Below are 24,659 nucleotides of genomic sequence, written 5' to 3' on the forward strand. Positions count from 1 at the left end.
TCTCAGTCGCGCAGCCAGCGTGGGGTGATGAAGACGCCCTCGGCTTCCACGGTGATGCCTTCGGCGTCGGAGATATAGCCGGAGACAAAGGTTTTCACGCCGTCGACACGGGTGATCTGCGCTTCGGCATGCAGCGGCCCAAGCGGGCAGGCCCGCAGATACCGCACGGTGATGCTGCCGGTGAAGCGCGGTTTGCCGTCCGGGCTGGCCGCTTCGCCGAGAACGTGATCCAGAACCAGCGCCGACACCCCGCCGTGCACGTGCCCAGGCGGTCCCTCGTAGGGCGCGCCGAGATGAAAATCGGTCCAGCGCCGTCCGTCCTCGTCGCGATGAATCACCAACGGCGGCGCGCACGGGTTGCGCAGGCCGATGACGGCGTTGCCCCAACTCATGCTTGCGCCCGAGCTTGTTCGCCGGACCCCGAAAGCGCCCTCGATCTGCTCACTCCGCAGCCGCGCGGTGGCGGCGTCGATATCGGCTTTCACCGCGGCGACGGTCTCGGCGTCCACCTCGGTGCGGATCGTGGCGTCGACCAACTCCCGCACCGAAATGGCCAGCGGCTCGTAAATCGCCCGTAGCCGCTCGATGTCCTCGGCGGACAGGTCTTCGTCGGTGAATTCCAGCACTCCAGCACTAGACCACGGCGCCGACGGGGGTGTCGAACCGTGGTCTCGACGTGGGCTAACACGATTGACACACAGCCGACCCCCAGTTGGAACGCGGGCGTCGAGAATCTCCAGTTAGCGACGGACAGCGACGCAGTTGTCGGCTCGGGTCGCGCACTGCTGTCCCGCCGCGCCAGGAAGGCTGCCGATGAGCACCGACGTGACCGAGCCCGCACCGCCGACGCCGAGCGAATTGAAAATCCCCTGGTGGACCCGCGGCGACCTGAACGCCTTCTTTGGGCTCGGCTTCAACATTCTGGTCAACGTCCTGACCCTGACCACGTTGATGATCGGCGTGATCAAGCTGCCCGACGACGACGTGCTCGGCACCGTGCTACCCGCGCTCGGCGTCGCCCTGGTGCTCGGGAATCTCTACTACACGTTCCTGGCCCGACGGCTGGCCCGCCGCGAAGGCCGCACCGACGTGACCGCATTGCCGTACGGCCCGAGCGTGCCGCACATGTTCATCGTGGTCTTCGTCGTGATGCTGCCGGTCTATCTGGCCACCAAGAACCCGATCGAGGCCTGGAAGGCGGGTCTGGCGTGGGCGTTCATGATCGGGATCATCGTCATCATCGGCGGCTTCGTCGGCCCCTACATCCGCAAGCTGACGCCACGCGCGGCGATGCTTGGCACCCTGGCCGGTATTTCGATCACCTTCATCTCGATGCGCCCGGCCGCCCAGATGTGGGAGGCCGCCTGGATCGGCCTTCCGGTGCTGGCGATCATCCTCATCGGCTTCTTCACCGACGTGAAGCTGCCGGGCAACATCCCCGTCGGTCTGGTGGCGCTGCTGGTCGGTACCGCGATCGGCTGGATCGGCGGTTTCATGTCGGCACCGGATGTCGGGAAGGCTATGTCGGACATCGCGATCGGGATTCCCGACCTTCGCATCGACCTGTTGATGTCCGGGCTGGCGCATCTGGCTCCCCTGCTGGGTACGGCGATCCCGTTGGGCGTCTACAACTTCACCGAGGCGATGAGCAACGTGGAAAGCGCTGCCGCGGCTGGGGACAACTACAATCTGCGCAGTGTGTTACTGGCCGACGGCGCCGGCGCGGTGATCGGTTCGGCGTTCGGTTCGCCATTCCCGCCCGCGGTGTACATCGGCCATCCCGGCTGGAAGGACGCCGGTGGCCGGGCCGGCTACTCGCTGGCCAGCGGTGTGGTGATCGGCTTGCTGTGCTTCCTCGGTCTTTTCGGCGTGCTCGCGGCCATCTTGCCGGTGCCGGCGATCGTGCCGATCCTGCTCTACATCGGCCTGTTGATCGGCGCCCAGGCCTTCCAGGCCGTGCCGCGGCTGCATGCCGTGGCGGTGGTGGCCGCGCTGTTGCCCAACCTGGCGCAGTGGGCCAGCGGGATGATCGACAATGCGCTCAACGCGGCCGGGACGTCGGCCACCAAGGTTGGCATGGACGCACTGGGCAACGCCGGTGTGGTCTACGACGGATTGCAGACCCTCGGTGAGGGCGCCATTCTGGTCGGCCTGTTGCTGGGCACGATGGTGACGTTCATCCTGGAGAAGAAGTTCCGCCACGCCGCGCTGGCGTCGGTGGTGGCCGCGGCGCTGTCGTTCATCGGGCTGATCCATGCGCCCGAGATCGGCTGGGCCGCCAATCCGCAAGCGGCGCTTGGGTATCTGTTCTTCGCGGTGGTGTGCCTGCTGTACTCGCTGCTGCCCTCGGCCAAGGAGCCGGTGACCGTGGACGAGTCCGATATCGTCGCCGGGCACTAAGCGGAGTCATTCGGCGAGGAAGGGGACCTCGACGCCGTCGGCGAGCACGATGTAGATCCGCCGCCACGGGTTGTCGTCCACCAGACGCCACTGATGGCCCGAGCCCACGGTGTCCTCGGCGAGCAACACGTCTCCGGGGGCGAGCGTGAACTCCTCGCCGTTGCGGGTGGTGAACACCAGGGTCCCGGCTAGCGTCACAACGAGCTGGCGCACCGGCGCGGTGTGCCAGGCCAGCGTTCCGCCGGTGGCGGTCTCCTCCGCCGTCACATGACTCGAGGACATCGCGGACGACACCAGGTCGTCGTTGCGCCCCGGCGCCAGGTCGAGACGGCCGATCTCGATGTGGGATTGGTCGTCGGGTCCGGTGAACAAACGCACGCAACGAATCACGGTCTGCACCCTTTCGTTCTGGTCGGTTGCAACGCTATCCGGAGTCGGCGCGCTGACCTAGGGTGTGCAGCATGGGGGTTCCGCTTGGCGACACCGAGCCGTACTACGACCTCGGCGCATACCACCGACCCGTGGAAACCCCTTCACCGCAGGCGCAGGTCTGGTTCGACCGAGGACTGGTGTGGGCCTACGCCTTCAACCACGAAGAGGCGATCGTCTGCTTCGAGCGTGCCCTGGCGCTGGACCCCGACCTCGCGATCGCCCGCTGGGGTATCGCGTACGCCATCGGGCCCAACTACAACAAGGCGTGGGAAGCCTTCGACCCCGTCGACCTCGCAGCCTCGCTGGCGCGGGCCCGGGTGGAGCTCGAGCTGGCCGCCAAGGGCCGGGGCAGCGCCGTCGAGCATGCCCTGATAGCCGCACTGGCCACCCGGTTTCCCACTGAGGATCCGGAGGACTCCGAGGCGCTGGCGGGAGGTCACGTCGCCTACGCCGATGCGATGGCCGACCTGGCGCAGACCTATCCCGGCGACATCGACGTGCAGGCCTTGGCCGCTGACGCGCTGGTGAACCTGACAGCATGGGCGTTGTGGGACACCACAACCGGTGAGCCCGCCCCCGGATCGCGGGTGGTGGAGGCCAAGCGACTGATGGATGCCGCGCTGAGCGCCGACGCCGGCCGCGCCCATCCCGGCGTGCTGCACCTGTACATCCACGCGATGGAAATGTCGGCGCATCCCGAGGACGCGCTGCCTGCCGCCGACCTGTTGCGCGGACTGGTGCCCGACGCCGGGCATCTACAACACATGCCGTCGCACATCGACGTGCTGTGTGGCAACTACCGAGATTCGGTGCTGGCCAACGAGTCCGCGGTGGCCGCCGATCGTCGCTTCGTCGGCCATGCCGGGCCGCTGAACTTCTACTCGCTCTACCGGGCGCACGATCTGCACTTCATTGTCTACTCCGCGATGTTCGCCGGTCAGTCGCAGGTCGCGCTGCAGGCCGCCGGCGAGCTGTCCGGACAGCTGACCCCCGAACTGCTCTCCATCGAATCGCCGCCGATGGCCGACTGGTTAGAAGCCTTCGTTCCGCTGCGGGTGCACGTGCTGATCCGGTTCGGCCGCTGGGACGACCTGATCGCCGAGATCCTCCCGGCAGATACCGAGTTGTATTGCAGCACAACCGCAACCATTCACTACGGACGTGGCGTCGCACATGCGGCCAAGGGGCAGCTCGCCCAGGCCGCCGCCGAGCGGGAGGCGTTCGCGCAGGCCTACGCCCGGGTGCCGAACTCCCGGTACCTGTTCAACAACACCAGCCGGGACATCCTGGCTGTCGCCGCAGCCATGCTCGACGGTGAGATCGCCTACCGCGAAGGGAATTTCGACGAAGCATTCGGGCACCTGCGGCGGGCGATCGCGCTGGACGATTCACTCCCCTACGACGAACCCTGGGGCTGGATGCAGCCCACCCGGCACGCTTACGGGGCGCTACTCCTGGAGCAGGGGCGGGTCGAGGAAGCGGCCGGCGTGTACGCCGCCGACCTCGGCCTGGACCCGACGTTGAGCCGGCCCTGCCAGCATCCGGGCAACGTGTGGAGCCTGCACGGCTACCACGAATGCCTGCAGCGGCTGGGGCGCACGAAGGAAGCGGTGATCATCGGGCGCCAGCTCGAACTGGCGTCAGCCCGCGCCGACGTGCCGATCCTGGCGTCATGCGCGTGCCGGCTCGAAGTCCTCGACATCCCGGCCAAGGAGTGCTGCCACTGACGTCGCGCGTCGTAACCTCATCACGTGCACGACAGGTCAGAACAGTCCGCACCGGTCACCGTCACTGAACGCGGCCGGGCGCAGGCGATCGCGCATTTCGTCCGCTCCGCACCGGTGACGTTCGGCTGGCTGGCGGTGCTGTTCCTGACCACCCTCGCCCAGCACCTGCTGCCCCGCTGGCATCTGGTCGTCCTGCTGCGGAAGGACTCGACCAACCTGCATCACCTGGCCGCCGATCCGATCCGGGTGCTGATCACCAGCCTGCTGTGGCTCGACGGCGCCGCATGGTGGCCCTACCTGGTGTTGTTCTGCCTCTTCCTGGCCCCGGCCGAACGCTGGCTCGGCCACCTGCGTTTCGTGGTCGCTGGGCTGATCGCCCACATCGTCGCCACGTACCTCAGTGAAGGCTTCCTGTACTGGCAGATCCAGGAGGCGGCCGTCTCACCGCGATACCTCAACGCCAAAGACATCGGGGTCAGCTACTTCGCCGTCGGCATCATCGGCCTGCTGAGTTATCACATCGTGCGTCCGTGGCGGTGGTTGTACCTGCTGTTCGCGTTCGGCTGGTTCATCGTCGCGCTGCTGATCAACCCCACCTTCACCCCGGTCGGTCACCTGATCGCACTGATCGTCGGACTGGCCTGTTACCCACTGGCCCGCCGACGGCCGGCCCCGCAACTGAACCCCGAGCCGCTGCTGCGCCGGGTCCGCCGTGCGTAAAGTGAGACAGCGTGGCGCTCGACGAGCAGGACATCCGGCGACTCGGCCGCTGCGTCGAACTCGCCCGTACCGCTTTGGCGGCCGGTGACGAGCCGTTCGGCTCGATCCTCGTCGATGCCGACGGCCGAACCCTGTTCGAAGACCACAACCACGTCGCAGGCGGCGATGCCACCGCCCATCCCGAGTTGGCCATCGCGCTCTGGGCGGTGAGCAACCTGTCCCCCGACCAACGCGCCCGCGCCACTGTATACACCTCCGGTGAGCACTGCCCGATGTGCGCGGCCGCGCACGCATGGGTGGGCTTGGGCCGCATAGTATTCGCGGTCTCCGGTGCGCAGCTGGTGCAGTGGCTGACCGACTGGCAGGCACCGCTGCCGCCGGTCGCGGCACTGCCGATCAGCACGGTCGCCCCGGGGGTTGGAGTCGACGGGCCGGCGCAGGAGTACCGGGACGAGATGATGGACCTCTACGCCGCGAAGTTCCGTCCATGAGCGGGCCGGACTGGGTGCGGCACGCGATCTGGTGGCACGTCTATCCGCTGGGATTCGTCGGCGCCTTCCCCGCCGATGAGCCACCCGGGCCGGGCGAGCACCGCTTGGGCCGCATCGTCGACTGGCTTGACCACGCAGTCGAACTCGGCACATCGGGCATCGCACTGGGCCCGGTATTCGCCTCCCGCACCCACGGCTACGACACCACCGACCACTACCGCATCGACCCGCGCCTGGGTGACGATTCGGACTTCGACCATCTGGTCGACGAAGCCCACGGGCGCGGGTTGCGGGTGCTGCTCGACGGTGTGTTCAATCATGTCGGAACCGATTTCGAGCGTTACCGCCGCGCCGTCGACGACGGCGACGCGGAGTCGATCGGCTGGTTCCGCGGACGCCCCGGCCGCTTCCACACCTTCGAAGGGCACGGCGAGCTCGTCACCTTGAACCATGGCAGTCCGGCCGTCGTCGACTACACCGTCGACGTCATGAAGCACTGGCTGGGCCGCGGCGCCGACGGCTGGCGCCTCGACGCCGCCTATGCGGTGCCAGAGGCATTCTGGGCGCAAGTGCTGCCCCGCGTCCGCGAAGCGCATCCCGACGCCTGGTTCGTCGCCGAGGTCATCCACGGTGACTACAGCGCGTTCGTGGACGGCTCGGGGGTCGACTCGGTCACCCAGTACGAGCTGTGGAAGGCGATCTGGAGCAGCCTCAACGACGGAAACTTCCACGAGCTGGACTGGGCGCTGCAGCGCCACAACGACTTTCTGGCGCGTTTCGCACCACTGACGTTCGTCGGCAATCACGACGTCACCCGCATCGCCAGCAAGCTGGAGCGGCCCGAGCAGGTGGCACATGCGCTGGTGCTGCTGTTCACCACCGGCGGTGTCCCCACTATCTATGCCGGCGACGAGTTCGGCTACCACGGGGTCAAGGAAGAGCGGGCCGGCGGCGACGACGAAGTGCGCCCCGAATTCGCCACGCCGCCAGCACAACCCGACGGCGCCGGGCGAGAGGTACTGAACCTGCACCAGTACCTGATCGGACTGCGCCGTCGGAACCCATGGCTCTACGAGGCGAAAACCACTGCGCTGCAGCTGGACAACCGGGGCTACGCATACGAGACCCGCCATGGTGACGACGCGTTGGTCGTCGCTCTCAACATCGACGACACACCCCTGTCGCTTCCGGTGGCCGAGCTCATCGGGCGACAGGCCCAGCTGCTGGGCGGCACCGGAGCGCCGCCGGAAGAGATCGTCAGCGATGTGGTGGTCCCGCCGCAGGGTTGGCTGGTGCTGCGCCCCAGCTAGAGCAGTTCCACCGTGCGTGGGTCGTGCTTTGAATCGTAGAACCTGTCCAAAACCGCTACAAAATCGGCGTTATCGTCGGTGGCCTTCGCGAACAACGTCATCGACGAACGCACCTTCAGGTTGTCCGGCCAGCCGAAGATCTGCTCGATCTAGGCGTCGCTGACAGCCGTCACCAGCCGTGCGCACTCGTGCAACCGCGGTCCGAGTACCGGATGGGCCAGATAGGCTCGCGCCTCGGCCAGCGATCTGATGCCGAAAATCTTTGCCGTTGAACTAGTTCCGAGCTCGGCAAGTTGCGGAAATATGAACCAGACCCAGTGGCTGCGTTTGGCGCCGGCTCGCAGCTCGGCCACAACCTGGTAGTAGACGCGATCTTGGGCATCGACGAAGCGCTGCAGATCGAACGGGTCGTCCATGCGTCCACCGTATCGTTGTCGGGCCGTGACCGTCCTGTTATTAACGACTGATTCAAAGTTGTTGGGATACCGCAGATCCCGAGTCCGGCGCGTCTCCTTATCGTTAGCGAACCGCGACTTGGCGCACCGCCGCGCGTGCCGAGCCGGAGCCGCCGTGCGTGATTAGCTACCGGCACACAGCACTTCTCCGGTTGTGAAACGCGTATGAAAGGTGATGGTTTCCGTCATGAAGATCGTCGAAATGATGCGAGGCACATGGTTGCGCCGCGTGGCCGCAGCCTTCGTGGCCGCACTCTTTCTGCCCGGCGTAATCGGCGTTGTCGGCGGGTCGGCGACTGCGGCCGCCTTCTCCAAGCCGGGACTGCCGGTTCTCTACCTCGATGTCCCGTCGGCCGCGATGGGCCGCAATATCCGTATCCAGTTCCAGGGCGGTGGCCCGCACGCCATCTACCTGCTCGACGGCCTGCGTGCGCAGGACGACTACAACGGCTGGGACATCAACACCCCGGCGTTCGAGTGGACCTACGGTTCGGGCCTGTCGACCGTTATGCCCGTCGGTGGGCAGTCGAGCTTCTACACCGACTGGTACCAGCCGTCGCAGGGCAATGGTCAGAACTACACCTACAAGTGGGAAACGTTCATGACCCAGGAACTGCCGGCCTACCTGGCGGCCAACTATGGGGTCGATCCCAACGGCAACGCCGTGGTCGGTCTGTCGATGGCCGGTAGCGCATCGCTGACCTACGCGATCTACTACCCGCAGAAGTACACCTACGCCGCGTCGCTTTCGGGCTTCCTGAACCCCTCCGAGGGCTGGTGGCCGATGCTGATCGGTCTGGCGATGAACGACGCCGGCGGCTTCAACGCGCAGAGCATGTGGGGTCCGTCGTCTGACCCGGCATGGCGGCGCAACGACCCGATGGTCAACATCAACCAGTTGGTCGCCAACAACACCCGGATCTGGATCTACTGCGGCACCGGTACGCCGTCGGATCTGGACACCTCCGGTGGCGGCGGCAACCTGATGGCGGCCCAGTTCCTCGAAGGCTTCACGTTGCGGACCAACAAGACCTTCATGGACAACTACCTCGCGGCTGGTGGACGCAACGGCGTGTTCAACTTCCCCGCGAACGGCACGCACAGCTGGGGCTACTGGGGACAGCAGCTGCAGCAGATGATCCCGGACATGCAGCGGGTTCTGGGGGCCACCCCGTCCGCTGGCTGATCCAGCACACCACACACCAGCGAGCCTGTCGCCAACCCCCGGCGGCAGGCTCGCTGCTTTGTGTCCGGCGGGACATGTGACGTCGTGCGCCGGGGAACAAAGCGACACCCACCAGGGTTGAGTGCATCAGACTGAACTTTGGAGGACTGATGGCTGAAGCCAAATCTGTGCCGGTGTTATTTGTCAGCGACCCGATCGTGCTGCCTGGAATGGTCGTGCCGATCGCGCTCGACGACGCCGCCCGGGCCGCGGTCGACGCAGCTCAAGCGACCGACTCCGGCCAGTTGTTGATCGCCCCGCGCCTGGACGATCGGTACCCCACCTATGGCGTGATCGCGTCGATCGTGCAGGTCGGCCGCATCCCCGGAGGCGGTGCCGCGGCCGTCGTCCGAGGTGAAGGTCGCGCCCACATCGGGTCGGGAACCACCGGCCCCGGTGCCGCGCTCTGGGTCGAGGTGACCGACGTCGCCGAGCCCGAATCAACGGACGACACCAAGGCACTCGCCGCGGAGTACAAGAAGCTGCTGCTGGCGATGCTGCAGCGCCGTGAGGCCTGGCAGATCGTCGACGTGGTCAACAAGATCGCCGACCCGTCGGCGTTGGCTGACACCGCCGGCTACGCGTCGTATCTCTCAGACGTCCAGAAGCGTCAGCTGCTGGAGACCGAGGACGTGGCCGCTCGGCTGCGTGTCCTGATCGGCTGGACCAGTGATCTGCTGGCCGAGGTCGAGGTCAACGACAAGATCGCCGAGGACGTGCGCGACGGCATGGAGAAGACGCAGAAGGAATTCCTGCTGCGCCAACAGCTCAACGCCATTCGCAAGGAGCTGGGAGAACTGGGTCCCGACGGGGCGGACGATCCGGCTGACTACCGCGGCCGCATCGAAGCCGCCGACCTGCCGGAGAAGGTCCGTGAGGCCGCGCTGCGCGAGGTCGGCAAGCTGGAACGCTCCAGCGAGCAGAGCCCCGAGGGCGGCTGGATCCGCACCTGGCTGGACACCGTCCTGGATCTCCCGTGGAACGTCCGCACCGAGGATTCGACGGATCTCAAGAGCGCCAGAGAAATTCTGGACGCCGATCACCACGGGCTGGACGACGTCAAGGACCGCATCGTGGAATACCTGGCGGTGCGTTCCCGCCGCGCCCAACGCGGCCTGCAGGTCGTCGGTGGACGCGGTTCGGGTGCGGTGATGGTGCTGGCGGGACCCCCCGGCGTCGGCAAGACGTCACTCGGTGAGAGCGTGGCCCGTGCGCTGGGCCGCAAGTTCGTCCGCGTCGCCCTGGGCGGCGTGCGCGACGAGGCTGAAATTCGTGGCCACCGTCGCACCTATGTCGGTGCCCTGCCCGGCCGCATCGTCCGTGCGATCGGCGAGGCGGGTTCGATGAATCCCGTTGTGCTGCTGGATGAAATCGACAAGGTCGGTTCCGACTATCGCGGCGATCCGTCGGCTGCCCTGCTGGAGGTGCTCGACCCGGCGCAGAACCACACGTTCCGCGACCACTATCTGGATCTGGATCTCGATCTTTCCGACGTGGTGTTTTTGGCCACGGCCAACGTGATCGAGAACATCCCGTCTGCACTGCTGGACCGGATGGAGCTGGTGCAGATCGACGGCTACACCGAGGACGACAAAGTGGCGATCGCCCGCGACTACCTGCTGCCCCGGCAGCGGGATCGGGCCGCACTGACCGCCGACGAGGTGTCCGTCACCGACGCTGCGCTGCGCAAGATCGCCGCGGACTACACCCGTGAACCCGGTGTGCGCCAATTCGAGCGGTTGTTGGCCAAGGCCATGCGGAAGGTCACCACGAAAATTGCGGAGCTCCGACCTCTGTCTGATGTCGCCGCCGGGGCGGCTGGATTGACCATCGACGAGCCCGACCTGGTCGAGTACCTGGGCCGGCCGCGGTTCATGCCGGAGTCGGCCGAACGCACGGCGGTGCCGGGCGTCGCGACTGGTCTGGCCGTGACTGGTCTGGGCGGCGACGTGCTCTACATCGAAGCCGGAGCCGCTGGATCAACCGGGCCAGGCGATGGATCCTTGCAGCTGACCGGTCAGCTGGGCGACGTGATGAAGGAATCGGCCCAGATCGCGCTGTCCTACGTGCGGTCGCATGCCGAGCAGCTCGGTGTCGACCCCAAGGCGCTGGACCGCAAGATCCACGTGCACGTGCCCGCCGGCGCGGTGCCCAAGGATGGTCCGTCCGCGGGTGTGACGATGGTGACCGCGCTGGTGTCCATGGCGACCGGACGGCAGGTCCGCTCGGATGTCGGGATGACCGGTGAGGTCACGCTGAACGGCCGGGTGCTGCCGATCGGCGGCGTCAAGCAGAAGCTGCTGGCCGCTCAACGTGCAGGGCTGTCAACGGTTTTCATCCCGCAGCGCAACGAGGCCGACTTGGACGATGTGCCAGACGAGGTGCTCGAGGCGCTGACGGTGACGCCGATGACCGATGTCGCCGAGATCGTGGCGCTGGCGCTGGAGCCGGCGGCCGAGATGGCCACCACTGCCGCCTGACCGAATATCGCAGTGCCGGCCCCGACACGATTGTCGGTGGCCGGCACTACGGTGCTCGCATGGCCTACGACGAAGAGCTGGCAAATCGCCTGCGTGAACTGCTGGCCGCCCAACGGGGTGTCGAGGAAAAGCGGATGTTCGGCGGCCTGGCGTTCCTGATCAACGGCAACATGGCGGTCGCGGCCAGCGGCCGCGGTGGCCTGATGGTGCGGGTACCGCCCGAGGACACCGCCGCTCTGCTGGAGCGTGATCACGTCGAACCGATGGTGATGGCGGGGCGCGAAACTCGCGGCTGGGTGCGGGTCGGTGACGACGGCGTGCGGACCACCCGTCAACTGAAAAGCTGGGTAGCCAGAGGCGTCAATTACGCAAAGTCTCTGTCCGGCAATTAACGCCGTTTCACTAATTTGCCGCACGGGTATCGAGAGGCAGATGGAGGGTTCGGAAGCCAGGGATCTCGTGCTGCGGCTTCGCAAGCATGCGGGTATGACGTACGCCGCCGAGGCGGGGATCACCCTGCGAGACTCTCCGATGCCCCTGTTCCAGCTGCTGGTGCTGGCCATGCTGGCCAGTAAGCCAATCGATTCCGGGATCGCGGTGCGGGCCGCCAGGGAGTTGTTCCGCGCCGGGCTGCGCACGCCGCACACGGTGCTCGCCGCCGACCGGCCCACAGTTATTGAGGCGTTCGGCCGGGCGCAATACGTACGCTACGACGAGAGTTCAGCGACCCGGCTGACCGATCTGGCCAGCCGGGTCGACAAGGACTACCGAGGCGACCTCCGCACGCTGGCTCGCATCGCCAAACCGGACGTGCGCGCCGCGAAATTCCTGCTCAAGCAGTTCGCCGGGATCGGGGACACCGGTTCTGACATCTTCCTGCGCGAGGTTCAAGACGTATGGCCCTGGGTGCGGCCTTATTTCGACAGGCGCGCACTGGAGTCCGCCGATGAGCTCGGGCTCCCCCGCGACGCCAACAAGCTGGCTGCCCTCACCGGGCGTGCCGTCGCACCGTTGGCCGCCGCCCTGGTGCGGGTCTCCCACAACGGCGACGCGGGCGCGTTACTCGGGGGCTGAACCCTGGTCGAGGAATCGCTTTCGGGCCGTGGCGAATTCGGCGTCTGTGAGATCGCCACGGTCCCGCATGATCTTCAGCGTGCGCAACCGCTCGGCCATCTCCGGATCGAGGTCGGTGGGTTGAGGCGCGGCGCGCAGGATCGGCTCGTCCTCGATCAGCTCGATCACGTGCGGCTCGTCCGGATCGATGCGCACCACCACCCTGTCCTCGGATTCGGGTACTTCTCCGAGGGCGAAGGTCCCGGTCAGATTCGCCTCGTAAGGTGCTCCGCCATCGGATCTTTCGACGCTCAGCCGCAGGACGCGGCGGCCGGCATCCTTGTTGACCACCACATTGAACATGGGCCGGATCACCTCAAGCACCACACCGACACCGCGTACCCCGTCGCGGCGCAGGTGATCTACCTTGGACACGGCCCCGACCAGCCACGTCGCGTAGCCGACGACCAGCGCAGTCCACATCGCCAGCCACCACAGGGACAGGGGCGCCGTCCAGTCGGCAGCCCACGGAACCATCGACGAGATGAACCATCCCAGCAGTACCGGGCGCGGTGATCGTCGCGAAATCATCAGGAAAACAACGAACTGTGCGACATAGCCGACGAGCCAGACGCCCAGGACCCGGCCGGTGGCCGCCGCTGTGCCGGCGTGGTCCAGCAGCCGGGTGCCGATCAGGGCCGGTGCCACGATCAGCACCCACCACAGCGCCGAGAGGGTCGCGATTGTCCGCCACATCACCGGGCCACGGTATACCGCGGTCACGCCCCAACGACTTCGCACTCCAGGGCAAGTACGGTGACCAGCCCGGTGGCGCCGTCGACGCGAACGCGCGTCCCGCTGCTTAGCCTGATGGCGCCATCGGCGATACCGGCCACGAACGGGACACCGAACTCAATGGCCCCCCGGCTCAGGTCGGCCAGCGTGGAGCCGCCGTCGGTGAGCACCGCCGCGGGTGTGCCCAGCAGCGTGACGGATTCGATGTCGGCGGCGTTGATGACGGCGATGTCGTCGGCCTGCAGGCCCGCGCCGGCGGCCGAATCCACCACCCGGACGGTGCCCTCGACCACCCCGGGAAACAGGCCGGTTCCGCGCAGTTCCTCGGCGACCTGTACGGCGTCGGGGATGACGAGAGCGGTCCACTCGGTGTCGATCACCGCCGGCAGTCGCAGCGCCTGCAACCGTTCACGCTCGGCGATGCGGCGCTTGATACGCAGCCGGCTGTCCGGCGGAATGCCCAGGGCTTCCTCAACAGTGAGGTAAAAGATGTCGTCGAGCGCGGCGAGCTTGTCGTCGGCAACCATCCGCCGGCCCAATTCCCTTACCGCAAGCCGTAGTTGGTGAGTGAATCGCAGGGTGGTGTCGTATGCCAACAGCCGGCAGGCATGCGCGCCGGGAGTTTTCAGTTCCTCCTCTGCCGTCGCCGACATCGGCACTCGGGTAGCCGCGGCCAGCACCGTGTCCGGCCGGTCGGCGATTACCGACGAAGCCAACTCGGCAGCGCCGGGCCCGCGATGCCCCAAGTGGGCCAGCGTCGAGTCGAACGCGGTTGTCAGCATCGGCGCCGCGGTGCGCGCGGCTGCCACGTCGCCGTCCTCCAACGCTGTGCGCGCATAGGGGAACGCGCGCAACACCCGCGCCAGCGAATCGATCTCCGAACGGATGGTCGCCGGGGCGTCGACGCCCTCGAGCTGCGCCGGAGCCACCTCGCCGAGCAGCACCGCCAGCGCAGACAACACCCAGCCTTCGTGAACCCGGCTGCGCAACAATCGGATTCGGGCATCCAGCTGGGCGTCGCGCAACAGCGAAAGCTTGCTGGTGTCGCGCCGCTCGGCGTCCAAGGCGTCGCGGTAGGCGCGCAGGTGTCTGCCGTGCATCCGCGCTGAGGTGAGCAGCCTGGTCGCCGACATGGCCCCGGTGACCGACGCGAGGAACCCGGGTCCGCCCGAGAGAGGATCCGCGGCGCCGCGCAGCCGCCTGGACAAGCCGGCCGCGCGAGCGGGCAGCTGAGACTCGGCGGCGGCGAGCGCTGACGCACCGAGGTAGATGCGGTGGCCGAACACCGCGACCAGCCGGCTCTCCCACTCGCCTGCCACCGGGCCGCGCAGGTCGAGTAATTGGGACAGGGTTCGTCCGGCAGCCCGCAGGCCGCTCAGGTGCACATCCAGTGACATCGGGGTGAGCGGCGCCGCGGTGACCTCATGCAGCGGGCTGGCGACGAACACCGGGAAGCGTGGGTCGATGCGGTCGTCGAATTCGCCGTCGGCGCCGCTCGGAGCGGCAATGCGTAGTACGTGGCCGCCGGTTTGCGGAATATTGGTGATCGGCAACGGAATTCGGCCCGGTATGCCGACGGCGCCGTTCGGGCGCACCGCGCGGCCCTGAAGTCCGCGCACGGTGTCGACGAGGGCGTCGGTTGCGCTCCACCCGCATTCGAAATCCCACTCGGAGCGCAGGGCGGCCAGATCGAGCGGCGGGTTCGGCTGGGGCCAGCCCGGCACGGCGCGCACCTTGGGCCGCGGGTCGGCGCCGCCGAGGATCCGATGCGCCGAGGTTGCGGTGGTGGTGTCGGAGGTGGCCAGATCGACGACGCCGGTGCGGTCGGAGCGCGCGGCGACGACCAGGAACCGCACCAGGTCGTCGATGTGCAGAACGTGCAGGGGCCCAGAGGCGTCGGTGCCCAGCAGCGCCGCCACCGACCGGCACACCAGCGCGTCGGCCTGCCTGCCCAGCGGAGCGGCGATGCGCACCACCAGGTTCGGCGCCCAGCCGGTGCTGACCAGGTCCTCGGCCTGCTGCCAGGCGTCGGGCGCGAGCAGGGTCAGCGAAGGGAACACGATCCGCGCGCCGCCCCTGGCGGCGGCGTCACAGATCCGGGCGACGTCGGCCGGCCGGGTCGTATCGCGGTCCTCGACTGGGAGCGCGACCACGACGTCGGCCTGCTCCGCGAGCTGGTACAGGACGGGGTGGGTCAAGGCGGCGCAGCTGAACTCGACGCCGGTATCGAGGTCGCGGTGTGGTCGCTCGGCGATGCCGCTGACGTCGTGTCCGGCGGCCAGCAGGCTCTGGGCGAGGGCGCGGCCTAGCTCTCCGGTGACCCCCGTGAGGAAAATCTGCATGCCAGGCCCTACTTCCCCGGTAGTGCTCCGACGAGAATAGGCAGGTCGGGGCGAAAATATCGACCCTTGGGGCGGTTGCCCAAACAAGATCCGGGTGGACGCTTGCCCGACAGGATCAGGTCAGGCTGGCCCGGCCGTCGGCGTGTACCCGCACCTTGGCTCCTGCGATGTCCTCAGCCACCGTCAGCGCGGCTGTCTCGGGGTCGTCGATGAGTGCGAGGGCGCGGGCGTCGTCGCTGGTGCGCACCATCACGAACGCTTTCTCCGGGCGGCCGTCGCGGTCGAACGGCGTGGTCCAGGATTCGACAGTGCCCACGCCGTCCCATTCGACCAGTGCTTCCCGGGTCGGTTCGCGGTCGACTTCGGGCTGGACGTCCTCCCAGCGGAACGCGGCCGGCGGCGGAGTGGCGCTGTAAACGCCGAAGCTGTGCTTGGTGAGGTAGCCGCCATTGGCGGTGATGAGGCCGTGAGCGGCGGGGTTGGCGCGCAGCAGCCCGGCCATGGTGGCGATGGAGTGCATGACGTAGTTGTTCCAGGGGCCGCCGGCGAAGGTCAGCCCGCCGGTGACGGTGAGCGGCCGCAGCGGGTCGTCGGTGGGCAGCCCGAGTTCATTAGCCGCCACCTGCACTGCTGACGGGAAGCAAGAGTAAACGTCGATGTGGTCCAGGTCGTCGATGCCGATACCGGCCAATTCGAGGGCGCGCCGCCCCCCGATCCGGATCGCTGGGGAACTGTTCAACTCGTAGCGTTCGGCCACCGCGTAGGTGTCGTGGGAGTCGGTGCCTGCGTACGGGAAGACCCACAGTTCGCGCGGGATCTGCAGCTGAGTCGCCTTTTCCGCCGAGCAGAGAAAGACGCAGGCGCCCTGATTGACCATGTTGTTGGAGTTCATCAGCTTGGGGTAGGGCCAGCTGATCATCCGGTTGTCGGGGCTGGGTTGCCCGATCTGTTCGGCGCTGCGGGCCTCGCGGCTCCAGGCGTGCGGGTTGCCCGCCGCGACCTCGCTGAACCGCGCCCACAGCGCGGCGATGCGGCGCTGATGCTGCTCTGCGGTCTCGCCGTTGGCGATCCGCAGCGCCTGTTCGAAGAGTGGGTAGACGAACGAGGGACGGTCCAGTCCGATGCGGTCCTCGGCAGGCCCCGACATGGGGACGTCCTCGCCGCCCGGCGGCACCGGAACCGCGTCGTCCTGGCGGGTCCAATTCGGTTTGATTCCCTGGGCGCGCAGTCGCATTCGGGTCCGCCAGGTTTCGCCACCGGCCAGCAGGACGACATCGGCGCGGCCGTTCTGGATATCCAGGCAGGCCTGGTTCACCAGCGATTGCGGAGTGTTTCCGCCAACCCCGGTGTAGCGGGTCGCGGCGTCGGGGGCGCCGATCCGCTGGCCCAGTAGGGCTCCGGGGTCGCGGTAGCGCCACGACAGCAGATTGACCACCCGGATCGCGTCGACGGCCTCCAACACCCGCGGGTCGGCCGCCTCCCGAGCCGCGGCGGCCATCAGATCGACGGGTTCGGTCTGCGGCACGTCGTCGTGCTGGTTGACCTGCCCCGCACCGATCAGTACCGGCGTCCGAGGATCCATCGACGGCCCCTTCTGTAGTCGCGACGGCGTTCTTGACGCCCGTCAAAAGCTAGCATCGTCGCCATGACGGTGGTTCTGGTGCATGGCAATCCGGAGACCGACGCGATCTGGGGCCCACTGGTCGCGGCGCTGGATCGCGACGATGTGGTGCGGCTGTCCCCGCCGGGATTCGGGGCCTCGTTGCCCGCGGATTTCCCCGCGACGTACTTGGCCTACCGCGACTGGCTGGAAGTCGAGCTGGAACGGTTCGACGAACCCGTCGACCTGGTCGGCCACGACTGGGGCGGTGGCCATGTCGTCAATGTCGTCATGCACCGGCCGGAACTGGTGCGCAGTTGGACCAGCGACATCGTCGGGGTGTTCCATCCCGACTACGTCTGGCACGACATGGCCCAGGTGTGGCAGACCCCGGACTCCGGGGAAGAACTGATCGAGGCGATGATCGGCGGCTCGCTCGAGGACCGGGTCGCCCAGATGGCGGGCTTCGGCATACCGGACGACGTCGCGGCTGAACTGGCCGCCGGTCAGGGTCCGGACATGGGCCGGGCCATCCTGGCGCTGTACCGCTCAGCGGCCCAGCCCGCGGTGGCCGAGGAGGGCCGCCAGTTGGGCAACGCTGCGGCCCGGCCGGGGCTGTCGGTGCTGGCCACCGAGGATCCCTTCGTCGGCACTGACGACCAGCGGCGCGATGCTGCCGAGCGGGCCGGTGCCCGCACCGTGGTGCTGAACGGCCTCGGTCACTGGTGGATGTTGCAAGACCCCGCGCGCGGCGCGCAGGCGCTCACCGAGTTCTGGGCGTCGCTGGGTTGATTCACAGCGGGTTCGACTGCGGCACCACGACTGCGGTGCGAGCATGGCTACGTCGCGGCCGAAACGCGCCGCCGGGGACGGAGGAATCACCGTGGCCGAGCCATTCCGCGGAGTTATCAGACTGGACGTGCGGGACTCCGTTGCCGACTGGACGCCTTATACCTTGCCGAAGGCGCCCGACGGGGCTCCGAACATCCTGATCATTCTCTACGACGACACCGGACAGGCGTCGTGGTCGCCGTACGGCGGCCGGATCAACATGCCGACCTTGGATCGGCTGGCCGACAACGGCCTGACGTACACGCAGTGGCATACCACCGCCCTGTGCTCTCCTACCCGGTCGACGTTCCTGACCGGGCGCAACCATCACGTCAACCGCTTTGCGTCGATCACCGAAGGCTCAAACGGCTTCCCCGGGGCCGCCGCCCGACTTCCCGCGGAGTGCGCCACCATCGGCCAGGTGTTGCAGGACAACGGATTTGCCACGTACTGGATTGGCAAGAACCACAACGTGCCGACTGAGGACATCTCTGCTGCGGGCAACCGCTCGGAATGGCCACTGTCCAAGGGTTTCGACCGGTTCTACGGCTTCCTTGGTGGGGAGACCAACCAGTGGTATCCGGACCTGGTGGTCGACAACCATTTCATCGAGCCGCCCGCCACGCCGGAGGAGGGCTATCACCTGTCCAAGGACCTGGCAGACCAGGCGATCATGATGCTGCGCGACCAGCACTCGGTGGCGCCGTCCAAGCCGTGGTTCATGTGGTTCTGCCCGGGTGCCAACCATGCCCCCCACCATGCGCCGCAGGAGTACATCGACAAGTACAAGGGCATGTTCGACGACGGTTACGAGGCCTACCGCGAGTGGGTGCTGGCCCGGATGATCGAGCGAGGCGTCGTGCCCGAGGACACCGATCTCACCCCACTGAACCCGATGTCCGACGACGTGTCCAACCCCGCCGACTATGTGCGTCCCTGGGCTGAGCTTGGCGACGACGAGAGGAAACTGTTCGCCCGGATGGCTGAGGTGTTCGCCGGGTTCTCCGAGTACACCGACGTCCAGATCGGCCGCGTCGTCGAATTCCTCGAGCGCACCGGCCAACTCGACAACACATTGATCTTCTACTGCGCCGACAACGGCGCGTCCGGAGAGGGCACCGCCAGCGGGTCGGTCAACGAGAACAAGTTCTTCAACGGTTATCCCGACGATCTCCAAGAGAATCTTTCCTACATCGACGCGCTCGGCGGGCCCGATGCCTACAACCACTACCCCACTGGCTGGGCGGCGGCCTTCTCCACGCCGTATCAGATGTTCAAACGCTACTCGCAGTTCGCGGGAGGAACCTGCGACCCGATGATCATCCACTGGCCCAAGGGAATCAAGGCCAAGGGCGAGATGCGCCATCAGTACCACCATTCCACCGATATCGTGCCGACGATCCTTGATGCGGTCGGACTCGAGATGCCCACGGTGTATCGGGGTGTCGACCAATACCCACTCAGCGGGGTCTCGATGCGCTACAGCTTCGACGACGCGCACGCCCCGACCACGAAGAAGCGCCAGTACTACGCCATGCTCGGCACCCGCGGCATCTGGCAGGACGGCTGGAAAGCATCGGCCATCCACGCACCGATCAGCGGCAAGGGCCACTTCGACAAGGACCGCTGGGAGCTCTACCACGTCGATGAGGACCGCGCCGAAGCGCACGATCTCGCCGATCAGCATCCCGAGAAGCTCCAAGAGCTCATCGCGACCTGGTTCGAGGAGGCAGATGCGAATTTCGTACTGCCCCTTGATGACCGGACCGCGCTGGAGATGATCACCGTCGAGCGCCCGCGGAGCGAGCCGGCTCGGTCGCGCTACGTCTACTACCCCGACACCACACCGGTTCCCGAAGCTGTCGCCGTCAACATCCGCGGCAGGTCCTACAAAATCCTCGCCGACGTCGAGGTGACGATGGAGTCGCAGGGCGTCATCTTCGCGCACGGCGCGCGGTTCGGCGGGCATACGCTGTTCATCAAAGACCGCAGGCTGCACTACGTTTACAACTTCCTCGGCATCAAACCCGAGCAGACGTTCGTCTCCGATGTCCTGGCGCCTGGCCAGTTGACGCTCGGCGTGGAATTCACCAAGGAACGCCAGGGCAGCCACGGCGAATCGTTGGGGACCACCAAACTGTATGTGGGAGAACAGGTCGTGGCGCAGGGCCCGATGCGCGCGCAGGTCGGCACGTTCACCCTGTGCGGCGACGGACTCTGTGTCGGCTTCGACAGCGCCGACCCGGTCAGCCGGGACTACCCTGTCGGGTTCGCGTTCACCGGAGGAAAGATCCTCGGCGTCGGCATCGACATCGGTGATGACCAGTACTTGGATCTCGAAAAGGAGGCGGCCGCGGCGTTCGCCCGGGATTGAGACGTTTGCACCCTCGCATCCGGGGTATGCGGGACGGACCCACAACAAGGAAGTGAGGGCCGCATGCTTCTCCGATCGAAACGGTTATCCAGAGCCACGATGATGGTGGTCGGCGGCGCCGCAGCGCTGACGCTGGCTGTCGGTTGCGGCGGCAACAGCGGCTCAGGAAGCACCTCGACCACATCGACGACGCCTAGCACCCCGACCGTGAGCGTGTCGGTGACCTCGAGCGCGCCCGCATCGTCGACGGCTCCGGGCGGCGTGACCGGCGGCGGCGACGCCAACGGTGGCGGCGGCAGCATTCCCGGTGGCCCGACTGGTAGCGGTGGCCCCGGTGGCGGCGGGGGCACCGTCCCCGGTGGCCCGACCGGTAGCGGTGGCCCCGGCGGCGGCAGCGGCACCATTCCCGGCGTCGGCAGCGGCGGCGGTGGGCCCGGTGGTGGCGGCGGCTGCATCAACGGCGTGGGCTGCATCGGCAGCGGCGGCTAAACACCAGTACTGCAGTGGCCACTGGCGACGCATATCAACCCGCGTCGTGTCGCCAGTGGCCACTCAGGCTTCTGCTGGTCCCACCCGGTAGATCGATTTGAGGGCGAAGAAGGCATCCAGGCCTTCGGGTCCCAGCTCACGGCCGATGCCGCTGGCTTTCACTCCCCCGAACGGCGCGCGGAAATCCAGCTGATAGTCATTGATTCCGATGGTGCCGGCGCGCACAGCCCTGGCGACTTCGGTGGCCCGCTCGTCATCGGTGGACCACACCGTTCCCGCTAAACCGAACTCGCTGTCGTTGGCCAGCGCGATAGCCTCGTCGTCGCCGTCGTAGGGGATCACCGCGAGCACCGGACCGAAGATCTCTTCCTGGGCTATGCGGTCGGCATTGGCGACATCGGCGAACACCGTCGGCGAAACAAACCAGCCACGCGGTTGATCTGCGGGAACCGATCCGCCCGCAACGAGTTTCGCGGTGCTGTTCTTGCCCGACTCGATGTAGCCCAGCACCCGGTTGCGCTGCCGTTCGCTGACCAGTGGACCGATGTCGGTAGAAGTGTCCAGCGGGTCACCGACTTTCAGCGCACCGACCATCTCGGCCAGCGCGCCCAGCACCTCGTCGTAGCGGGAACGCGGCGCCAGAATTCGCGAGCTCAGATGGCAGGTCTGGCCGTTGTTGACGAACGACGCGTTGCGGAGTCCCTTCATCGTGGCGACCAGGTCCGCGTCGTCGAGGATGATCGCCGCCGACTTGCCGCCCAGTTCGAGGGTGACCGGGCGCAGCAGCCGGCCGCACACCTCACCGATGGTGCGCCCGGCTGCCGTCGACCCGGTGAAGGTGACTTTGTCCACGCCGGGATGCGCCACCAGATAGGCACCCGCCGCCGCATCGCCGGGCACGATGTTGAGAGCCCCTGGCGGCAGCCCGGCTGCCGCGGCGGCCTCGGCGAACACCAAGGCGTCCAAAGCCGTTTCGGGTGCGGCCTTCAACACCACCGTGCAGCCGGCCGCCAACGCCGGGGCCAGTTTGAACGCGGCCAGCGCCTGCGGGTAGTTCCACGGCACGATCGCAGCGACCACCCCGACGGCCTCGCGGCGAACGACGGTGTGCCCGATCACGCTCGGGCGGATCTCCTCGATCGGTGTGGTGGTGATCAGCTGCGCGTAATACCGCAACAGCGCTGCCGGGAAGCGGCCGTTGGCCCCGCGGGACAACGACATCGGCATGCCGTTCTCCCGGGTCACCAGTTCGTCTGTGCCGCGGGCGCGCTGATCCAGTGCCGCGGCGAAGGCGGTGAGCACCTCCGCACGGTGGTCCGGCGACGTGGATTGCCAGTCGGTCAGGGCTGTCCTGGCCGCGGCCACTGCGGCGTCGATATCGGCTTCGGTGGCACTGGCTCCGTCGCCCAGCGGCTCGCCGGTGGCGGCTTCGATCACCGGCTGCACCCGGTCAGCGCGCCGGAATTGGCCGTCGATGAAATGCCGCGCCGTCGTGGTCATTGCGCCACTCCTGTGGTTTCGGCGCTGCCGGCGGGGACGAACACCACACCGTCGGCGATCAGTTGATCGATGTCAGAGTCCGTCATGTCCAATACGTCGCGACAGACCTGGCGGGTGTCGGCACCGGGAAGGGGCGCCGGGCGCTGAGGCGCGGTTGGGATGTGGCGGTACGGGGCGGGGCCGGCTTCGGTGGGCAGCGGGGCGGGCATCAACGGATGAATCATGTCGCTGAATACATTTCGCGATCCCAGCTGGGGGTCTTCCCGGACATCGATGGCGCGGTTCATCGGGCCGGCGGGAACCCCGGCGGCCTGCAATGCCTCGGCGGCCTGAAGCGGCGAGCGGTCCCGGGTCCACGCCGCCAGCTCCTGCTGACCGACGACCGTCGCGAGGGTCTGGCGATCGGCGTCCGACCGGATCGATACGACACACCATTCGTCGTCACCGGCGCACGGCAACACCAGGTGCGTGGCCGGATCCGGCTCGACCTGCCCGGCACCGGCCGCGGCTGCGGCCAGCGTGACGTAGAGGATGTCGAGCTGGTTGATCGCCGCTTCGGCTTGGGACACGTGAACTCGGGCACCGACACCGTCGCGTTCGCGCCGGATGAGTCCGGCGAGCGCGCCGATCGCGCTGATCCGCCCGACGACGTGGTCGGGGAAGATCGTCGTCGCGTCGTAGAACGCATGGCGCGCGGTGGGCGGGGGTGGCTCGGGCGATGTCCACAACCGGGTCACCCCGATGGTGGCTCGCACTAGTGGGCCGTATCCCATGCGCTTGCTCCAAGGCCCGGTATCACCGAAGGCGCTGCTTTCGGCCAGCACCAGGCCGGGGTTGAGTTCGCGTAACCGATGGTGGGAAAAGCCCAGTGCGGCAAGTGTTCCCGGTTTGAAATTGGCGAACAGGGCATCCGATGCGGAGATCAGGCGGGCGAATAACTCTGCCCCGGCCGGGCTGCGCAACTCCAGACCCAGCCCGAGGTTGTTGCGGTGCGCCCGCGCAAAGGACTCGCTGATCTGCTGATCGGAGCCCTTTTGGCGCAGCCCGTCGGGATAACTTGAACTCTCGACCTTGATCACTTCGGCGCCCAGATCGCCGAACAGCCGGCTGAGCTCCCCGCCCGCCACGATGACACCCAGATCCAGGACCCGGATTCCCTCCAGCGGCCGGGCCCCGACTGTCCGGACGCCGCTGGGCGTGAATGCCGTTGAATACCAATGCCTGTCGCCGTCGCTGTCCAGGCCGGGCGCCGGAGTGCGGTAGCCGGCGTGTGTGCCGTCGACCACCCAGTAGCCCGCGGGCACGCGGGCCGGAACACCGGGAGCCAGCTCGGTGTCGACCAGTGCACCGACGGCCGCGAGATGCTCGGATTCCAACGCCTCCGACGGAGACAAGACGGCGGCGATCGGTACGCCATGCGCCTGGCCCTCGGCCACCAGCTGTGCCATCGTCCGGTCGGCGAACAGTGCCGCCATCAACTGGCTCAGCTCGCCGAATGCCCTGCTGCGGGCCGCGATCGACTCGAAACGGGGATCCTGGAACTGCTCGGGCTCCCCCAGCCAGGCCCGCATCCCATGCCACTGTCGCGGCGCCAGCACACAGAGACGAACGTAGCCGTCGGCACACCGGAAGATCGGATAGGAGTCCTGGTTTCGCGGCCGGCCGCGCCACTGCTCGGCGGCGTTACGGGCGGTCGCGGCCTGGCCCTGGGTGCCGAACGGTGGGTCCAGCGTCAGGACCACCGCGTCGAATCGGGAAAAGTCAACGTAATCGCCTGTCCCGCAACGTAATCGATTGAAGTAGGCGACCAGGACCGCCCAAGTCGCCTGCACCGCGGCGGTGGTCGAGGCGATGCCGTCCGGCGGCAGCACGGGGGTACCCGTGGGCGGGCCGGAGCGCGACAGTGCCGAGCACATCGCGTAGAGCACCGCATCGGTGGCCTGCCAGGACGCCCGCGGGCCGGTGCTGCCGAAATCGGTGACCGACATTGTGACCAGCTGCGGGAACAGGTCGGCCAGCGCGGCGCACGAGGTGCCGAACGCGGCGACCTGCCCGGGCGTCCCGCTGTCGACGACGATGTCGGCGCCCGCGGCCAACTCGAAGAACAGCGCGCGGTCGGCGTCGTCGGCCGGATCCAGCACGGTGCCGCGCTTGTTGGCGTTGTGCAGAGCGAACGGGACACTGACCCCATCCAGGGTGGGCCGGGCATGTCGGGCCGGGCTGCCTCCGGGCGGTTCGATCTTGATGACATCGGCGCCCAGATCCGCCAGCAGCCGGGTAACCGCGTCGCCCGCAGCCTCGCACAGGTCCAGCACCCGTACCGACGCGAGCAATGATTCCGTCATGAGTCCACCGCCAAGCCCAGCACGTCGGTCAGAGTAATAGAGCGGCCCGTGAACAAACGGTGCCACGGCGGCACACTCATGCCGATCGGG

19 protein-coding genes and 1 pseudogene are annotated in these 24,659 nt (G+C 67.4%); 12 read left to right on the forward strand and 8 right to left on the reverse strand.

Features of this window, described 5'->3' with window-relative positions:
* Window positions 1-2: 2 nt before the first annotated feature.
* Complete coding sequence (locus CG716_RS15630) at window positions 3-626, reverse strand: PaaI family thioesterase (protein ID WP_094481138.1); 624 nt, start codon at window positions 624-626, stop codon at window positions 3-5.
* A gap of 187 nt (window positions 627-813) precedes the next feature.
* Between CG716_RS15630 and CG716_RS15635 the strand changes: the two genes are divergently transcribed.
* On the forward strand, window positions 814-2,400 hold the full coding sequence (locus CG716_RS15635; RefSeq protein WP_094481139.1) for a SulP family inorganic anion transporter: 1,587 nt from the start codon (window positions 814-816) through the stop codon (window positions 2,398-2,400).
* A 6-nt stretch (window positions 2,401-2,406) separates the two neighbouring features.
* On the opposite strand, the gene CG716_RS15640 is transcribed toward CG716_RS15635, so the two are convergent.
* Complete coding sequence (locus CG716_RS15640; RefSeq protein WP_420093196.1) at window positions 2,407-2,778, reverse strand: cupin domain-containing protein; 372 nt, start codon at window positions 2,776-2,778, stop codon at window positions 2,407-2,409.
* A gap of 83 nt (window positions 2,779-2,861) precedes the next feature.
* Between CG716_RS15640 and CG716_RS15645 the strand changes: the two genes are divergently transcribed.
* From CG716_RS15645 to CG716_RS15660, 4 genes are read left to right on the forward strand one after another with little or no spacing between them, the layout of a single operon-like run.
* Window positions 2,862-4,559, forward strand: coding sequence for a tetratricopeptide repeat protein (locus CG716_RS15645; protein ID WP_094481141.1), 1,698 nt, complete (start codon window positions 2,862-2,864; stop codon window positions 4,557-4,559).
* 24 nt (window positions 4,560-4,583) lie between these two features.
* Window positions 4,584-5,279 (forward strand): rhomboid-like protein, encoded by a 696-nt coding sequence (locus CG716_RS15650; protein ID WP_234817864.1) that lies wholly within the window; start codon window positions 4,584-4,586, stop codon window positions 5,277-5,279.
* An 11-nt stretch (window positions 5,280-5,290) separates the two neighbouring features.
* Window positions 5,291-5,770, forward strand: a complete 480-nt coding sequence (locus CG716_RS15655; protein WP_094481143.1) for a nucleoside deaminase — start codon at window positions 5,291-5,293, stop codon at window positions 5,768-5,770.
* Complete coding sequence (locus CG716_RS15660) at window positions 5,767-7,080, forward strand: alpha-amylase family glycosyl hydrolase (protein WP_094481145.1); 1,314 nt, start codon at window positions 5,767-5,769, stop codon at window positions 7,078-7,080. Before CG716_RS15655 ends, CG716_RS15660 begins: the two co-directional genes overlap by 4 nt.
* Here CG716_RS15660 and CG716_RS15665 read toward each other — a convergent pair.
* Window positions 7,077-7,496 (reverse strand): annotated as a pseudogene (locus CG716_RS15665) (DUF1810 domain-containing protein). The gene CG716_RS15660 and the pseudogene CG716_RS15665 overlap by 4 nt on opposite strands.
* A gap of 226 nt (window positions 7,497-7,722) precedes the next feature.
* On the opposite strand from CG716_RS15665, the gene CG716_RS15670 reads away from it, so the two are divergent.
* The 4 genes from CG716_RS15670 (at window position 7,723) to CG716_RS15685 (ending at window position 12,314) form a co-directional block, all read left to right on the forward strand.
* Entirely contained in the window at window positions 7,723-8,721 is a 999-nt protein-coding gene (locus tag CG716_RS15670; RefSeq protein ID WP_094481289.1) for an esterase family protein, read from the forward strand.
* Between the two features lie 149 nt (window positions 8,722-8,870).
* The gene (gene lon / locus CG716_RS15675) at window positions 8,871-11,240 is read left to right on the forward strand and encodes an endopeptidase La (protein WP_094481147.1); all 2,370 of its coding nucleotides are present in this window, start codon (window positions 8,871-8,873) and stop codon (window positions 11,238-11,240) included.
* Between the two features lie 59 nt (window positions 11,241-11,299).
* Window positions 11,300-11,632, forward strand: coding sequence for a TfoX/Sxy family protein (locus CG716_RS15680; protein ID WP_094481149.1), 333 nt, complete (start codon window positions 11,300-11,302; stop codon window positions 11,630-11,632).
* Window positions 11,633-11,672: 40 nt separating this feature from the next.
* A complete protein-coding gene (locus CG716_RS15685) occupies window positions 11,673-12,314 on the forward strand; it encodes an endonuclease (protein WP_094481151.1) in 642 nt (213 codons plus the stop codon).
* Here the strand turns inward: CG716_RS15685 and CG716_RS15690 are convergent.
* The 3 genes from CG716_RS15690 to CG716_RS15700 form a co-directional block, all read right to left on the reverse strand.
* Window positions 12,300-13,052, reverse strand: a complete 753-nt coding sequence (locus tag CG716_RS15690; protein ID WP_133066952.1) for an SHOCT domain-containing protein — start codon at window positions 13,050-13,052, stop codon at window positions 12,300-12,302. The genes CG716_RS15685 and CG716_RS15690 overlap by 15 nt on opposite strands.
* A gap of 20 nt (window positions 13,053-13,072) precedes the next feature.
* Entirely contained in the window at window positions 13,073-15,430 is a 2,358-nt protein-coding gene (locus tag CG716_RS15695; protein WP_207760695.1) for a PEP-utilizing enzyme, read from the reverse strand.
* Window positions 15,431-15,545: 115 nt separating this feature from the next.
* Window positions 15,546-17,012 carry an acetyl-CoA acetyltransferase gene (locus tag CG716_RS15700; protein WP_094481155.1) on the reverse strand — a complete coding sequence of 489 codons (1,467 nt, stop codon included), beginning with the start codon at window positions 17,010-17,012 and terminating at the stop codon, window positions 15,546-15,548.
* 63 nt (window positions 17,013-17,075) lie between these two features.
* On the opposite strand from CG716_RS15700, the gene CG716_RS15705 reads away from it, so the two are divergent.
* From CG716_RS15705 to CG716_RS30210, 3 genes are all read left to right on the forward strand, one after another.
* On the forward strand, window positions 17,076-17,822 hold the full coding sequence (locus tag CG716_RS15705; protein WP_094481157.1) for an alpha/beta fold hydrolase: 747 nt from the start codon (window positions 17,076-17,078) through the stop codon (window positions 17,820-17,822).
* Window positions 17,823-17,865: 43 nt separating this feature from the next.
* Complete coding sequence (locus tag CG716_RS15710) at window positions 17,866-20,235, forward strand: arylsulfatase (protein WP_094481159.1); 2,370 nt, start codon at window positions 17,866-17,868, stop codon at window positions 20,233-20,235.
* Between the two features lie 63 nt (window positions 20,236-20,298).
* Window positions 20,299-20,724: a hypothetical protein gene (locus CG716_RS30210; protein ID WP_165774165.1), complete on the forward strand. Its 426-nt coding sequence runs from the start codon at window positions 20,299-20,301 to the stop codon at window positions 20,722-20,724.
* 63 nt (window positions 20,725-20,787) lie between these two features.
* On the opposite strand, the gene CG716_RS15720 is transcribed toward CG716_RS30210, so the two are convergent.
* Window positions 20,788-22,224 carry an aldehyde dehydrogenase gene (locus tag CG716_RS15720; protein ID WP_094481161.1) on the reverse strand — a complete coding sequence of 479 codons (1,437 nt, stop codon included), beginning with the start codon at window positions 22,222-22,224 and terminating at the stop codon, window positions 20,788-20,790.
* Window positions 22,221-24,569 (reverse strand): CaiB/BaiF CoA transferase family protein, encoded by a 2,349-nt coding sequence (locus tag CG716_RS15725; protein ID WP_094481163.1) that lies wholly within the window; start codon window positions 24,567-24,569, stop codon window positions 22,221-22,223. Before CG716_RS15725 ends, CG716_RS15720 begins: the two co-directional genes overlap by 4 nt.
* Window positions 24,570-24,659: the final 90 nt, after the last annotated feature.

Origin of the sequence: Mycolicibacterium sphagni (genome assembly GCF_002250655.1) — a bacterium.
GTDB lineage: Bacteria > Actinomycetota > Actinomycetes > Mycobacteriales > Mycobacteriaceae > Mycobacterium > Mycobacterium sphagni.

Excerpts from the sequence above, each read along its gene's own strand:
- CG716_RS15635 (WP_094481139.1), top strand. The coding sequence starts at position 814 with ATGAGCACCGACGTGACCGAGCCCGCACCGCCGACGCCGAGCGAATTG.
- CG716_RS15660 (WP_094481145.1), top strand. The coding sequence starts at position 5,767 with ATGAGCGGGCCGGACTGGGTGCGGCACGCGATCTGGTGGCACGTCTAT.
- CG716_RS15645 (WP_094481141.1), top strand. The coding sequence starts at position 2,862 with ATGGGGGTTCCGCTTGGCGACACCGAGCCGTACTACGACCTCGGCGCA.
- CG716_RS15700 (WP_094481155.1), bottom strand. The coding sequence starts at position 17,012 with ATGGATCCTCGGACGCCGGTACTGATCGGTGCGGGGCAGGTCAACCAG.
- CG716_RS15705 (WP_094481157.1), top strand. The coding sequence starts at position 17,076 with ATGACGGTGGTTCTGGTGCATGGCAATCCGGAGACCGACGCGATCTGG.
- CG716_RS15670 (WP_094481289.1), top strand. The coding sequence starts at position 7,723 with ATGAAGATCGTCGAAATGATGCGAGGCACATGGTTGCGCCGCGTGGCC.
- CG716_RS15710 (WP_094481159.1), top strand. The coding sequence starts at position 17,866 with ATGGCTACGTCGCGGCCGAAACGCGCCGCCGGGGACGGAGGAATCACC.
- CG716_RS15685 (WP_094481151.1), top strand. The coding sequence starts at position 11,673 with ATGGAGGGTTCGGAAGCCAGGGATCTCGTGCTGCGGCTTCGCAAGCAT.
- CG716_RS15725 (WP_094481163.1), bottom strand. The coding sequence starts at position 24,569 with ATGACGGAATCATTGCTCGCGTCGGTACGGGTGCTGGACCTGTGCGAG.
- lon (WP_094481147.1), top strand. The coding sequence starts at position 8,871 with ATGGCTGAAGCCAAATCTGTGCCGGTGTTATTTGTCAGCGACCCGATC.
- CG716_RS15720 (WP_094481161.1), bottom strand. The coding sequence starts at position 22,224 with ATGACCACGACGGCGCGGCATTTCATCGACGGCCAATTCCGGCGCGCT.
- CG716_RS30210 (WP_165774165.1), top strand. The coding sequence starts at position 20,299 with ATGCTTCTCCGATCGAAACGGTTATCCAGAGCCACGATGATGGTGGTC.
- CG716_RS15695 (WP_207760695.1), bottom strand. The coding sequence starts at position 15,430 with ATGCAGATTTTCCTCACGGGGGTCACCGGAGAGCTAGGCCGCGCCCTC.
- CG716_RS15680 (WP_094481149.1), top strand. The coding sequence starts at position 11,300 with ATGGCCTACGACGAAGAGCTGGCAAATCGCCTGCGTGAACTGCTGGCC.